This is a genomic window from Mucilaginibacter tolerans (assembly GCF_030519375.1).
Classification (GTDB): domain Bacteria; phylum Bacteroidota; class Bacteroidia; order Sphingobacteriales; family Sphingobacteriaceae; genus Mucilaginibacter.
On the sequence record NZ_JAUMKB010000001.1, the window covers coordinates 371,459 to 385,475 of the forward strand.

10 protein-coding genes are annotated in these 14,017 nt (G+C 42.8%); 5 read left to right on the top strand and 5 right to left on the bottom strand.

Annotation, left to right across the window (positions count from 1 at the left end; all coding sequences use genetic code 11):
- Positions 1 to 29: 29 nt before the first annotated feature.
- Complete coding sequence (locus tag Q3A68_RS01880) at positions 30 to 2,279, bottom strand: sodium-translocating pyrophosphatase (protein ID WP_302899311.1); 2,250 nt, start codon at positions 2,277 to 2,279, stop codon at positions 30 to 32.
- 153 nt (positions 2,280 to 2,432) lie between these two features.
- Between Q3A68_RS01880 and Q3A68_RS01885 the strand changes: the two genes are divergently transcribed.
- Positions 2,433 to 3,866: an APC family permease gene (locus Q3A68_RS01885; RefSeq protein WP_302899312.1), complete on the top strand. Its 1,434-nt coding sequence runs from the start codon at positions 2,433 to 2,435 to the stop codon at positions 3,864 to 3,866.
- The gene (dacB, locus tag Q3A68_RS01890; protein WP_302899313.1) at positions 3,838 to 5,250 is read left to right on the top strand and encodes a D-alanyl-D-alanine carboxypeptidase/D-alanyl-D-alanine endopeptidase; all 1,413 of its coding nucleotides are present in this window, start codon (positions 3,838 to 3,840) and stop codon (positions 5,248 to 5,250) included. The genes Q3A68_RS01885 and dacB overlap by 29 nt, the downstream gene beginning before the upstream one ends.
- 79 nt (positions 5,251 to 5,329) lie before the next feature.
- On the opposite strand, the gene Q3A68_RS01895 is transcribed toward dacB, so the two are convergent.
- The gene (locus Q3A68_RS01895; RefSeq protein WP_302899314.1) at positions 5,330 to 7,168 is read right to left on the bottom strand and encodes a UbiD family decarboxylase; all 1,839 of its coding nucleotides are present in this window, start codon (positions 7,166 to 7,168) and stop codon (positions 5,330 to 5,332) included.
- 47 nt (positions 7,169 to 7,215) lie between these two features.
- Entirely contained in the window at positions 7,216 to 8,274 is a 1,059-nt protein-coding gene (locus Q3A68_RS01900) for a class I fructose-bisphosphate aldolase (protein WP_302899315.1), read from the bottom strand.
- 125 nt (positions 8,275 to 8,399) lie between these two features.
- Between Q3A68_RS01900 and Q3A68_RS01905 the strand changes: the two genes are divergently transcribed.
- Both Q3A68_RS01905 and Q3A68_RS01910 read left to right on the top strand, forming a co-directional pair.
- Positions 8,400 to 9,236 (top strand): sulfite exporter TauE/SafE family protein, encoded by an 837-nt coding sequence (locus tag Q3A68_RS01905; protein WP_302899316.1) that lies wholly within the window; start codon positions 8,400 to 8,402, stop codon positions 9,234 to 9,236.
- Positions 9,214 to 9,654: a DUF1634 domain-containing protein gene (locus tag Q3A68_RS01910; RefSeq protein WP_302899317.1), complete on the top strand. Its 441-nt coding sequence runs from the start codon at positions 9,214 to 9,216 to the stop codon at positions 9,652 to 9,654. Before Q3A68_RS01905 ends, Q3A68_RS01910 begins: the two co-directional genes overlap by 23 nt.
- A gap of 12 nt (positions 9,655 to 9,666) precedes the next feature.
- Here the strand turns inward: Q3A68_RS01910 and Q3A68_RS01915 are convergent, their stop codons facing one another.
- Positions 9,667 to 12,096: a TonB-dependent receptor domain-containing protein gene (locus Q3A68_RS01915; RefSeq protein WP_302899318.1), complete on the bottom strand. Its 2,430-nt coding sequence runs from the start codon at positions 12,094 to 12,096 to the stop codon at positions 9,667 to 9,669.
- A gap of 307 nt (positions 12,097 to 12,403) precedes the next feature.
- Here Q3A68_RS01915 and Q3A68_RS01920 point away from each other — a divergent pair, with 307 nt between their 5' ends.
- Complete coding sequence (locus Q3A68_RS01920) at positions 12,404 to 13,357, top strand: alpha/beta hydrolase (RefSeq protein WP_302899319.1); 954 nt, start codon at positions 12,404 to 12,406, stop codon at positions 13,355 to 13,357.
- 84 nt (positions 13,358 to 13,441) lie between these two features.
- Here Q3A68_RS01920 and Q3A68_RS01925 read toward each other — a convergent pair whose 3' ends face one another.
- Positions 13,442 to 13,915: a DinB family protein gene (locus Q3A68_RS01925; RefSeq protein WP_302899320.1), complete on the bottom strand. Its 474-nt coding sequence runs from the start codon at positions 13,913 to 13,915 to the stop codon at positions 13,442 to 13,444.
- Between the last annotated feature and the right edge of the window lie 102 nt (positions 13,916 to 14,017).

Below are 14,017 nucleotides of genomic sequence, written 5' to 3' on the forward strand. Positions count from 1 at the left end.
AGCTCCTTTTATCAAAAAATTATATCTGATTAACCTTTTTTGTCTACTTTAAAGGCATTAACATGCATTGACTGCACCCTGATCTCCTTTTTAACCTGATGATCAATGCTTGCTGATTTTTGAACATTAGCATTTAAATGCGGCGCAATTACCAATGAAACGATAGACATCAGTTTGATCAAAATATTCATTGACGGGCCCGAGGTATCTTTGAACGGATCACCTACAGTATCACCGGTTACTGATGCCTTATGCGGTTCCGATTTTTTATAAAACATTTCACCGTTGATCTCTACACCTTTTTCGAATGACTTTTTAGCATTATCCCATGCACCGCCTGCGTTGCTCTGAAATAAACCCATCAATACTCCTGAAACGGTCACACCTGCCAGCATTCCGCCTAAAACCTCAGGACCGAAAGTAAAGCCCACAATGATCGGGGTAATTAATGCTATCATACCTGGTGCTACCATTTCGCGGATAGATGCTTTGGTTGAAATGGCCACGCATTTTTCGTACTCAGGCTGTGCTTTATACTCCATAATACCGGGTATTTCGCGGAACTGGCGGCGAACTTCTTCTACCATTGCCATGGCTGCACGCCCCACCGCTGATATAGCCAGCGACGAGAAAATAAATGGAATCATCCCGCCAACAAATAAACCGGCCAGCACCGGCGCCTTGTAAATATCAATATGTTCAATGCCTGCTACACCTACAAAGGCTGCAAATAAAGCCAGTGAGGTTAAGGCTGCTGATGCAATAGCGAAACCTTTACCAGTGGCAGCAGTAGTGTTGCCCACAGCATCCAGGTTATCTGTGCGGTGACGAACTTCTTCAGGCAGACGGCTCATTTCGGCTATTCCACCTGCATTATCTGCTATCGGCCCAAATGCATCGATAGATAACTGCATGGCCGTGGTTGCCATCATGCCTGCTGCCGCTATCGATACACCATATAAACCTGCGCAATAATATGATCCGTAAATACCGGCAGCCAATACTAAAATCGGCAACACGGTTGATTCCATACCTACAGCCAAGCCGCCTATAATATTGGTGGCATGACCTGTTGACGACTGACGAATGATACCTAACACCGGGCGTTTGCCCATTGCAGTATAGTATTCAGTGATCATGGACATCAAAGTACCTACCACCAAACCAACCACAATGGCGCCATAAACACCATTTCGGGTAAAATGAGAAGCACCTTCCTTCAATACACCACTCGCTTCGTCACGAATCATATGTAGGTCATCAGCTGGCAACATCCATTGCACTACGAAATAGGTAGCAATAGCAGTTAAAATAATGGATGCCCAGTTACCAATATTCAATGCTTTTTGAACGCTGTCCGTTTCATTTTTTATTTTAACAAATGCTGCACCTACGATCGAGAAGATCAAACCTAAACCGGCGATAACCATCGGCAACAATACCGGAGCGATACCTCCGAAATTATCGTGCGATGCCACTTCTCGACCAAGTACCATGGTTGCCAACATAGTTGCCACGTAGGAGCCAAATAAGTCGGCACCCATACCTGCAACATCACCCACGTTATCGCCAACGTTATCAGCAATGGTTGCAGGGTTACGCACATCATCCTCGGGAATACCGGCCTCTACCTTACCTACAAGGTCGGCACCTACGTCAGCCGCTTTAGTATAAATACCGCCGCCCACACGTGCAAACAAAGCGATAGATTCGGCCCCCAATGAAAATCCGGCTAAAACATCCAGTGCCCTTGCCATATCTTCACCGTTAACCGTGCTACCGGCAACATTTTTAACATACACGGTATAGAATACAATAAAAAGAGAGCCTAAACCGATAATGGCTAAACCGGCAACACCTAAACCCATCACGGTGCCACCTGTAAACGACACTTTTAGTGCTTGAGCCAAACTGGTACGTGCAGCCTGTGTAGTGCGAACATTTGCTTTGGTAGCGATACGCATACCGATAAAACCCGCAAATGCTGATAAAAATGCGCCGCAAATAAATGATACAGCTATTACCGGGCTCGAAGTAGCAACAGTAGTGCCGGACCAGGCCAGCAATATGGCAGCAACTGCTACGAAGTAGCTCAGAATTTTCCACTCTGCTTTCAGGAAGGCCATCGCACCATCGGCAATATGGCCTGAAAGTTCGGTCATTGCGCCATCGCCCGCGTCCTGTTTGGTAACCCATGATGATTTACCCAGCATAAACAGGATGCCGATAAAACCCATGATTGGAATAAAGTAAATTAGGTTATTGTACAAAAAATCCATGTTAAAAAATTTGGTTTATAATTGATTGTATTTTAGAGTGATTGACTGCAAAAATAATTGGACAGGGCAAAATAGCAAATTTAATTTCTTTACCATGCATAGCCCGATTATAAAATTTTTAAATAGCTTAGAGGTTTCAACTTAACTGACTTCATGAAGGAAACGCAACCATCACAAATGAAACATGAGCTTGGCCTGCTCGACGGCACCATGCTCGTCGCAGGGTCGATGATCGGCTCGGGGATATTTATTGTAAGCGCCGATATTACCCGCAACGTGGGCTCAGCCGGGTGGCTCATCGCTGTTTGGCTTATCACAGGATTTATGACCTTGACTGCCGCCCTAAGTTACGGTGAGCTGAGCGGTATGTTCCCTAAAGCTGGCGGACAATATGTTTATTTGAAAGAAGCCTACAACAAGTTGATTGGCTTTTTATATGGATGGAGTTTTTTCGCGGTGATCCAGACAGGAACTATTGCGGCTGTTGGGGTTGCTTTCTCCAAGTTTACAGCATACCTTGTTCCAGCTGTGAGCGAAGATCATATTTTTTTCAATCTCGGCTTCGTGAAGATCAGTGCGGCACAAATTGTATCAATTTTTATCATCATCATCCTTACCTATATCAATACGCGTGGTGTAAAAAGCGGAAAGATCATTCAAACCATTTTTACACTAACCAAACTGCTTAGTTTATTTGGTTTGATCATCTTCGGATTGGTTTCGTTAAGCAAAGGCACCTGGCACATGAACTGGAGCGATGCCTGGCAATTACATAAACTAAACACTGATGGCTCTTTTGTAGAATATACCACAGCCGCCGCATTTGGCGCTATAGCAGCATCAATGGTAGGTTCTATCTTCAGCAGCGACTCATGGAACAGCGTTACTTTTATTGCCGGGGAGATGAAAAATCCTAAACGGGATGTTGCGCTCAGCTTGTTTTTTGGTACAATGATCGTAACCCTCATTTATGTTGCTGCTAATGTGATGTACACTTCCGTTCTACCCTTACATGATATAGCAACTGCTGAAAAAGACCGCGTAGCGGTTGCGGCATCGCATGTGATATTTGGCAACGGAGGGACTTATGTTATTGCTGTCATGATCATGATCTCCACCTTTGGCTGTAACAACGGGTTGATATTTGCCGGAGCAAGGGTGTATTATACTATGGCAAAAGATGGCTTGTTCTTCAAACAAACAGGTACGCTTAATAAATACGCCGTACCGGAATTTGGGTTGTGGATACAGGCGGTGGTAGCTTCCATTTTATGCCTGAGTGGAAGGTATGGTGACTTATTGGACATGATATCATTTGTAGTAGTAGTTTTTTATGTATTGACTATAATTGGGATCTATAAGCTCAGAGTAACCAGGCCCGATGCTGAGCGTCCCTATAAGGCATTCGGTTATCCTGTTTTACCCGCTATATACATAGTAATGGGTATTGCCTTTTGCGTTTTACTTCTTATTTATAAACAATCCTATACATTATTTGGATTGGGCATTGTATTACTAGGCATTCCAATTTATTTTATTGCTCAAAGGAATTCTACTAATGAGGATCAAAGCATTACTGATATCTAATATTCTGCTGATAGGAGGGATTGCAGGTGCACAAACCCTGCAATCGCGCTTACAGACAGCTTTTAACCGCTTGCAAGCCGATAGTCAATGCAAATATGCTTCGATATCGCTAACAGTCCTCGACGCCAAAACAGGCGAAACTGTTTTTACTGCTAACCCGAATATGGGTTTAGCTACAGCGTCGACGCTGAAGGTCATCACCTCTATCACAGCTTTTAATATTGTCGGCAAGGATTTTCAATACCAAACCCAATTTGGTTACAGCGGAAATATTGCTACCGATGGCACCTTAAATGGCGATCTCATCATTAAAGGCGCGGGCGATCCTACTTTAGGAAGCTGGCAATACAGCGGTCATCATGAAAATGATATTTTGAGTCAACTGGTAGCCGCGATACAGAAAGCTGGTATTAAGAAGATCAATGGGCATGTAGTGGGTGATGATTCTGTTTTCGGAACACAATCCGTTCCCAATGGTTGGATATGGATGGATGTGGGCAACTACTATGGCGCAGGCACTTCAGGGCTTTGCTGGCGCGAAAACCAATTCGACATCAAATTAAAAACGGGGCCGGTAAATACGCCGATAGGTGTAATTAGAACCGTACCAAACACCCCTTATTTGAACTATAAAAGCGAACTCCTAAATGCGCCCTCGGGTACTGGTGACAATGCCTATGCTTATTTACCCGTCCGCACAAAACTGATGTACCTGCGTGGCACTTATGCTGAAGATCAGGAAAAGAAAAGCATATCCGTAGCTGTTCCAGATCCAGCATACGATGCAGCGTATCGTTTAACAGATACTTTAAAGAGATTAGGTTTTGCTATAACTGGCGAACCGGAATCAGTATTGACCTTAAATGCAGCCAGTCAACCTATACCGGCAATCTCAACAAATCTAACTACAATAGCTTCCCCGCAATTAAGCAAGATCATTTATTGGCTCAATCAGAAAAGTATCAATCTGTATGCAGAGCAATTGCTCAAAACCATCGCCTGGAAGTCGGGCAAACAACCTTCTACCGATAACGGCGTAGAGGTGGAGCAGGATTTCTGGAAAGCCCGTGGCATCGATCCAAATTCGTTAAATGTTGTAGACGGCAGCGGCCTGTCTCCCGGCGACCGGGTGACTACTATGACGATGGCAACTGTCCTCAAATCGGCCAAAGGCACTGATTGGTACCCGGATTTTTATGAGAGTCTGCCGGTTTATAACAATATGAAAATGAAAAGCGGCAGTATATTGAATGTCCTCACATATGCAGGTTATCAAACGCGTAACGGTCGCGAGCTTTGCTTTTCTATAATGGTGAATAATTTTAATGGTTCATCCAGGGGAATTAAGGAGAAGATATTTAGGGTGTTGGATGAGTTGAAGTAGGTTGTGTTAATTTGATTGGGGTTCAATTGATGTATAGTCCGCTCCTAGCGGTGTAATACCTTATTTAGCGCTGCCTATCTCAGATAACCCCATACAAAGCGCCACCCTTCTCCCCCATTTTATCTATAGTTTTTTCCACGTTCGGATCTTTTTCCAATACAGGTGCATGATGAGGTTTAATACGGGCGTCAATGATCAGCGGGCCGTTACAGCCCCAGTGTTTATGCTCGGTAAAACTGTCGATGCCATAAATGTCGTGTGAAGGATTGCTGCGGGTAAAGGTTACCCATACAAAATTATTGATACTTTGAGCGGTAAAATCAGCGTCGTCGCATAATACCAGCAATGGCAAACTATTTAAATCCTGGTCGCGCAAGTGTTCATCCAGAATTTCCAAAACAATCGGCAGATCACTGTTTTTTATATTTTTAGGAACTTCAATAGCGAGTACCCCCGGCATCACCATTTTAAATTTCTCAAATGGTCGCGGCAAAGTAAATCCGGCAGGGGGCTCGTTCCACAATTCCCTTTTGATTCCTCCCGCTACCGCCACTGCAACTTTACTACCAGAATTCAATCCGCTGCCACTATAGTCAAGTGTATCGATGGTAGTTTTGGTATAAAAATGCAGATCGCGGATAAGATCAATCCGTTGAAGCACATGTTTCAGGAAGCCGCCAATATCATTCACGCTTAAATCAGGGTCATCTTCTTTCGCGACAATAAACAGATACTTAGCCAGACTTAATTGTCCCTTTCCTAAAATCTGGTTTGCGATGGTTAGTATTTCCTGTGGCTTACGTTCATTAAGATAGGGAGTGTATCGCTCGCTGCCAATGGCAAACAAAAGAGGGTGCACGCCCGCAGCATCTACCGCATTAACTGCGTGCAACCCGGGTATTTCTTTCGGAATAGCTGCCCCGGTTATCTCATGGATCAGCGCTCCAAAGCTGGTATCTTCCTGAGGTGGCCGGCCAACCACCGTAAACGACCAGACGGCATCCCGGCGATGATACACATTATGCACCTTCATCAGCGGAAATGGATGCGTCAGACTGTAATATCCTAAATGATCGCCGAATGGCCCCTCGGGTTTGTTATCGTGCGGCATAACTGTTCCAGTGATCACAAAATCAGCATCTGCCGAAATGCAAAACCCTTCATCATCATAAAAATAGCGAAAGCGCCTCTTGCCCAATGCTCCAGCAAAGGTCATTTCCGATAAACCCTCTGGCAAAGGCATCACTGCAGCTACCGGATGCGAAGGCGGTCCGCCGACAAAAATGCTCACCTTTAATGGCTGCCCTTTTGCATTTGCTTTGGTTTGGTGCACGCCTATACCGCGATGTATCTGGTAGTGTAAACCTATCTCTTTATCGTTAATATAATCGTTCCCTGCCAATTGGATACGGTACATACCCAGGTTGGCATCCATAATCCCGGGCTTATCGGCATCCTCGGTATATACCTGTGGCATTGTAATGAACGGGCCGCCGTCCTTAGGCCAGTTTACTATTTGTGGCAAGTCACTTATCCGTGTTTTCCCAAAACTAACAGGCGAGTTGCCGCTCACCTTCATAGGTAAAGCAGACAATGCCGTCAATCCAACATGCGCATATTTAAAAGGGTGCTTAATAGCTTTGATTGGATTATTCTTCAGCTCAACCAATGTCTTTACCTGCTCCAGTGTATCCCTGAAAATAAAACGGGAGCGCTCAAGTGTCCCGAATAGGTTAGAAACAGCAGGGAATTTGCTGCCTTTTACATTTTCGAAAAGAATTGCCGGCCCCTGGTGTTCAAATACCCGCAAATGGATGGCCGCCATTTGCAGATATGGGTCTACCTCTTCCTTAATACGTATTAAATGACCATTTTTTTCGAGATCGGCAATGCAGGCTTGTAAACTTGGATAACCCATTGACAGGTGGAGTATTTAATTGCCAAAAGTAACCAAAAAATGAAGCTTTAAGCTATATCGATCTCCTTATCCAAATAAACATCCTGTATGGTGTGCAGAAAATCCACCCCTTCTTTAAACGGACGCTGGAATGCCCTGCGACCAAGGATCAATCCCGTGCCTCCTGCGCGCTTATTCACTACGGCATGCTTTACCGAATCGGCCAGGTCTGATGCACCTTTTGATTCACCGCCTGAATTGATCAACCCTGCCCTGCCCATATAGCAATTGGCCAGTTGATAACGGCACAGATCTATCGGATGATCGGTAGCTAATTTGGAATACATCAGCGGGTCACTTTTTGAAAAATTGATGGCGGTAAAACCGCCGTTCACGTCGGCCATTTTTTGTTTAATAATATCTGCCTGGATCGTAACCCCAATGTGATTGGCCTGACCAGTAAGATCGGCGGATGTTTCATAATTCACGCCGTCTTTTTTGAAGGCATTATTACGCGTATAGCACCATAAAACGGTAGCCATACCCATTGAGTGTGCCTCTTCGAAAGCCTGGGCAACTTCAACTATCTGCCTGTCCGAATCCTCAGACCCAAAATAAATAGTCGCGCCAACGGCCGCAGCGCCCAAATTCCAGGCGTCTTTCACCGTACCGAACATCACCTGTTTGTATTTGGTGGGGTAAGTCAATAGCTCATTATGATTTAATTTAACCAGGAAAGGAATTTTATGAGCGTATTTTCTCGACATCATGGCCAAATTACCAAAGGTGGTGGCTACGGCACTGCAATCTGCTTCGATAGCCAGTTTGATGATGTTTTCCGGATCGAAATAAAGCGGGTCTTTCGCAAAAGATGCACCGGCTGTATGCTCTATCCCCTGGTCGACAGGGAAAATGGAAAGGTAACCTGTATTTGCCAGGCGGCCATGCCCATACATCGCCTGCAGGTTGCGCAAAACCTGCGGATTACGGTTGGTTTGAGCAAAAACTTTGTCCACGAAATGCGGTGAAGGCAAATGCAGCTGTTCTTTTGGAAATGTTTTGCATTTGTGGGTAAGCAGGTCTTTAGCCTGGTCGCCCAGCAGGTCGATTATTTTCTTTGATGCCATAACGCAGGTATTTGTAATGTACATGCAAATTACGGTATGTTCCGGCCATTCAGGATATTTTTTACTAAATATCTGACCCCGAAAAACAATTGTTACATTTGAACTCTCATTAATCCTGTCTCCTCATGTCGGTAATAGTATTTACTGTTATTCTATTGCTTGGTTCTTATTTTGCAGGCCTGCTTGGTTCGCTGACAGGTTTGGGTGGAGGCTTTATAATTATTCCACTACTTACACTTCTGCTTAGGGTTGATATCCATTATGCTATTGGCGCTTCGCTGGTATCGGTTATCGCTACCTCCTCCGGATCAGCAGCTGCATACGTAAAAGAAGGTATCACCAATATCAGGCTGGGCATGTTTTTGGAAATTGCAACCACTGCAGGGGCTTTTACAGGTGCTGTGTTGGCAATTTATGTTCCTACACACTTCATTGCTATTTTATTTGGGCTGATACTCATTTTCTCAGCGGTCATATCCCTCCGTAACCGGGCAGAACAAATAGTGCATAAAGAAACATTCCTGTCAAAAAAATTACGACTTGGAGGTAACTATCCCGCAAACGGTGGTGCCATTGAGTATGGTGTAAGTAATATTGCAGGCGGCTTCTTTATGATGGTTTTTGCAGGTATTATTTCCGGTTTGCTTGGTGTAGGTTCGGGAGCGCTGAAGGTTGTTGCTATGGATGGCATTATGCGCATACCGTTTAAAGTATCTACTACCACCAGCAATTTCATGATCGGTGTCACTGCAGCCGCAAGTGCGGTAGTTTATTTGCAACGTGGTTATATTCATCCGGGCATTGCCATGCCGGTAGTGATTGGTGTACTATTGGGCGCAATCAGCGGTTCTAAAATATTAGTGCATACGTCATCTTCCAAGTGGCTACGCTGGGTTTTTGCTATTGTAGTTACTGTATTGTCAATCCAAATGATCTATAATGGAATCAAAGGAAACATATAACTCACCTATTCCCCTTGAAGAAAATCAGCAAAAGGGCAAATCCAGTCTTAAAGATAAAGACATTCAAGTAATTATTGGCTGGATATTACGGGGAGGAGTTGCTGTTTCTATGATTCTTGTTTTTATTGGCGGTGTATTCTTTGTATACCGGCATGGCTACAGTATGCCGGATTACAAGACATTTAAGGGCATCCCTTTTTTCGTTCAAAATATCGGAGGAATTCTCAATGGCGTTATTATGCTAAAAGGTCAGGCAATTATTCAGTTGGGAATTATTTTGCTGATTGCCACTCCTGTAATACGGGTTGCATTTTCAGCTGTAGCGTTTTTGATGGAGAAGGACTATCTCTATACTGTTATCACCCTCATCGTATTGTTAATCATCATCGCCAGCATGATTAGCGGCAATGCGGGTTAAGAAAAGTGCCTATTAATTCTCCGCACTCCCGCTGAGCCTCTTTTGTTCTTCAGTAGTTTTAGTTTTCGCTCTTACAGGGCTTGAACCAAAGTGATATGTAAATGTAGCCGTAACGAATCTTGATCCTACTTTGTCTCGCGAGTAAATATCCAGCCCGTTGAAGGTTGTAGTGTATTTATTAAAGTAACTGTTAAACACATCACTGACTGCGAGCCTTATAGCACCTTTATTATTTAAAATTGCATACCGCAATCCAACGTTCGTCCACGCCAGGTATTTGTACTGACTAATAACAAAATAAGTAGGCGATTCATAATCATTCACCAATTGGGCGCTTAACTTTGATGTCAGCTTAAAATTTTGGGCGATATTAATATTTGCATTATTGGTGCTTTTGTCCGTTACATTATAATTCTTGTAAACATACCGCTCGTGCGACGCATCGATCTGAGCATCAACGTGCCACCAGGGGGTTAGATCAATCGGAAGATTGAATTCAATCATGTATTGATAGCGGGTTCCTAAATTAGCCTTTATGGTAACATATTGGTCAGTTAACTTATCCTGGTCAAAAATGGTTTGATAGTAATTATTGGTAATGATCGCGCTCAAACTTACCCGGTATTTATCTGCAATAAAATCAGATATCCGATATGTGTTTATGAAATCAGGGCGAAGAAACGGATTGCCTGTACTAGAGTAAAACTGATCAACATAGCTTATAAAAGGATTTAGATCCTGGTAATTAGGACGCCCGATTGTGCGCGAATACGATAAAGTGAGCAAATTGTTTTTATCTATCTGCTGACTTAACTGGGCATTCGGGAACAGGCTAAAATAGCTGCTATCGGCGTGCCTCGCCGGATTGACAGATTCCGCCGTAAAATGGGTGTGCTCTCCCCGTAAGCTTATTGTAAGATTTGTACTATTACTCAATTTACTTTCCAGCTCCAGATATGCAGCATCAACTCTCTCTGTGTAAACGAAATGGTCCGTTCTCGTACTATCTACTACATACTGACTATTTTTTTGCGTGTCAAAGTCGATCTGGTTATCATTGCTTACCCGGCTGCTTTTAGCACCTAAATCTAAACGGGTATTTTTTGCTAATGCCTGGCTAAAATCAATATTAGCCGATTTGATAGTAATATGTGAAGGGGAGTTATCTCTGTAAAAAATAGGATCATTCTCGTTTTGACCCGCTGCATTAAAAAAGTCGTTCCGTAGATTTTCCAGTGATTTGCGGCGATAATCTGAATAATCTGCGTCAGCCGATAAGACACTTTTTCCAGCCTTATCCAGATCGATCTTATAATTCAGGTTATAGTTGATGTTGTTGAGAGTCCTGTTGATTATAGACAGCGATTTGATACTTGAGTCGCGTACCCCATTGGTTGAAATATAAGTGGTATTTCTTTTATCAATATCAGCATTGTTATAAAAACCATTTACCAGGAAACCAATAGTTTGGCGCTGGCTAAGATCGTAATCGGCACCAAGACTAAAGTTGTGGTTGCTTGTTTTAACATCCGCATCATAATCAAGGTAAAAATTATTTATCAGCCCGTTATTATCAATAAATCTGTTTGTTCTGATAGTGTGTGGTATGCTGTTATTCGAATAATTGTATGATGCAAAAAGGTTAAGCTTTTCGGTACGCAAATTATAGTTGACACCCGAATTAAATTTGTATTTATCGCCGTAAGCTGCACTTTCGGTAAACGATACGTTTGATCCCTGGGATTTCTTTTCCTTCAATATTACATTGATCATCCCGCCAGCCCCGGTTGAACCATATTTGACACCTGCATTGTCGATCAGCTCAATCTGACTGATACTGCTTCCCTGGTAATTTTTCAGAAAATTGGTGAGTTCTTCGCCACTAAGTAATATTGGTTTACCATTTATTGCTATCAACGCCCTTTGACCGCCATGATAAAGCACTTCATCGTTAACTATTTTTACTCCTGGTGATGTATTCAGAATATCATAAAGTGAGGCCCCTGAAGCCATAATGTTCTGCTCCACATTCAGTACGCTCTTGTCTTTTCTTACTTCAACAAAATCTTTTCTGCCGGCTATAACCACTTCACCCAACTGAGTGGGCGATTGCCTGATAGAGATAAACCCGATATCCCTGCTTTTCCCTTCTTCAACCTCGTACGGCCCCGAATAGGATTTAATAAAGTTAAGTTTGGTTATAAACACCAAATACTTTCCTTTACTGATGTTGCTGAAAAGAAATATACCTGATTTATTGCTTATTGTAGATTTTACCACTAATGAATCGCCATAATTCAATAATACTACCGTCGCTTCATCAACCAGCCCTTTATCCGAATACACTTTGCCAACCAACGCTGAGGAAGGCGTTTGCGCATATGATAGGGCACATGCACATGTAACTAGTATGGCAAACAAGCATCCGGTAAGAATTCTCATTAATTGAGGGCGTGTAAAGGTTTATTCAATAATCTGTGGTTTAAATACGGCACAATATAGCAACTAAAAATTGCATTCTGATAAATTGCGACCCCGTTTTTTAACGGTAAATTAATAATACAGTTACGTAAAACTATTATTTAAAAAAAACTTTATGCAAACAACAAAAAAGTTCTTTCTAATATAATTTACGCCGTTAAATATTTCCCAAAATATGGTTTCATTAACCATCTCAAACCGAATTAAATATGAGCGTTTGAATTTATATCGCCCGAGACATTATATTTGTTTCCCGATCATCCATAAAATGAAGAAAATTTTACTTCTGTCAATTACAGTTCTACTTACAATAACTGCCTTTGCGCAAAACGAATCATCAGACGAAACTCCGGTAAATTATAAAAATCTGTCAGGAAATATACACGGCACACTGACCATGCCTAAAAATATTTCAGCAAAAATTCCGGTTGTACTTATCGTTGCCGACTCAGGCCCTACCGACCGGAATGGCAATAATGAGCAAACCGGGTTGAATGGCAACATGTACAAATTATTGGCAGAAGGGCTGGCAAAAAATGGTGTTGCTTCGGTGCGTTTTGATAAAAGGATGGTGGGAGAAAGCAAAACAGCCAACAAACTGGAAGACCTGCGATTTGACGATTATGTTGATGATGCTGTTGGGTTAATTGGCATACTGAATGACGATCAGCGCTTCTCAAAAATTGTTATCCTGGGGCATGGCGAAGGTGCCTTAGCTGCGATGCTTGCCGCACGAGACCAACCGGTTAAAGATATCATTTCTATCAACGCCACCAGCGAACAGGGCGATAAATTGATGACTGAACAATTTAAGTCAAAACCCCAATATCTGCAAGATGAATTTAAGACACTACTGGATAGCATGAAGAGAGGCAAGACATTTGACAATGTCGACCTGGCAATGTACCCCCTGGTAAGTACTGCAAAGCAGAAATATTTGATGTCATACTTTAAATACCCTCCGCTACGGGTTATAAAAATGATGAAAGTACCTACGCTTATTATACAGGGAACAACTGATCTACAGGTAAGCGTTGCTGATGCCGAAAAGCTGAAGAAAGCAAAATCAGATGCTACGCTGATCACGATAAAAGGCATGAACCATATTATGAAGGAAGCGCCGGCAGATAAAGATGCGAATATGGAGACTTATGCGAACCCCGCTTTACCGTTAAAAGCTGAATTGGTGCCCGATATAGTGGATTTTATTAAAAAGAATTGATTTTTTAAGCCTGAAGCCTTGAGTCAAAAGTCTTTTCCTGGACTTATGACTTAAGACTACCAACTTTATACTTGCGGCTCAGAACTACTTCCAGTCTCCAAGCATTCTCCTGATCACGATGATCTCGGCCGTATGGTAAGCGTTATGATCAGCTATTTGCAGTGCTTCGCGTAATATACTTTGACCATCGCCATGCGGGATTGCTTGATAAATGTCCCCGCTCTTTAACAGATTGATAAACTCATCGCGCTCGGCTTTTATTTGCCTCAATGAATCTTCCCATTCAGCGTCATCTTTTGGGGCAACATCTTTAACCCAATACCCTTCGGGCCATTCAGGCGACTCATGCTTCTCGTCCTCGCTAAACTTGAGCATATCCCATTGTGCTATTCGGATGTGCTCCACCAATTGCCAGATTGAATAAGGTAAGTTTGCCGGCTTTTCTCCTCTGAGCTTTGCAGGCAGGCCATTCAAAGCATCATCCAGGCTGGCATGGGCATTGCCGCCGTTCAGGAGTTTTACTAATTCCTCTATTAAAATTTCGTGTTCGCTTTTCATAATTCAATATACAAAGGGGCTGGATTGATGTTTGTGAATTTTATTGTAGTGCGGTGATAAATTAGGCAATTTCATTTAAAAAGTTTTAAGTTTATCGGAACG

What these genes read in the sequence shown, in the direction of transcription:
- Q3A68_RS01925 (WP_302899320.1), bottom strand. Translation starts at nt 13,915, where the DNA reads ATGAAAAGCGAACACGAAATTTTAATAGAGGAATTAGTAAAACTCCTG.
- Q3A68_RS01885 (WP_302899312.1), top strand. Translation starts at nt 2,433, where the DNA reads ATGAAGGAAACGCAACCATCACAAATGAAACATGAGCTTGGCCTGCTC.
- Q3A68_RS01895 (WP_302899314.1), bottom strand. Translation starts at nt 7,168, where the DNA reads ATGGGTTATCCAAGTTTACAAGCCTGCATTGCCGATCTCGAAAAAAAT.
- Q3A68_RS01905 (WP_302899316.1), top strand. Translation starts at nt 8,400, where the DNA reads ATGTCGGTAATAGTATTTACTGTTATTCTATTGCTTGGTTCTTATTTT.
- dacB (WP_302899313.1), top strand. Translation starts at nt 3,838, where the DNA reads ATGAGGATCAAAGCATTACTGATATCTAATATTCTGCTGATAGGAGGG.
- Q3A68_RS01920 (WP_302899319.1), top strand. Translation starts at nt 12,404, where the DNA reads ATGAAGAAAATTTTACTTCTGTCAATTACAGTTCTACTTACAATAACT.
- Q3A68_RS01910 (WP_302899317.1), top strand. Translation starts at nt 9,214, where the DNA reads ATGGAATCAAAGGAAACATATAACTCACCTATTCCCCTTGAAGAAAAT.
- Q3A68_RS01880 (WP_302899311.1), bottom strand. Translation starts at nt 2,279, where the DNA reads ATGGATTTTTTGTACAATAACCTAATTTACTTTATTCCAATCATGGGT.
- Q3A68_RS01900 (WP_302899315.1), bottom strand. Translation starts at nt 8,274, where the DNA reads ATGGCATCAAAGAAAATAATCGACCTGCTGGGCGACCAGGCTAAAGAC.
- Q3A68_RS01915 (WP_302899318.1), bottom strand. Translation starts at nt 12,096, where the DNA reads ATGAGAATTCTTACCGGATGCTTGTTTGCCATACTAGTTACATGTGCA.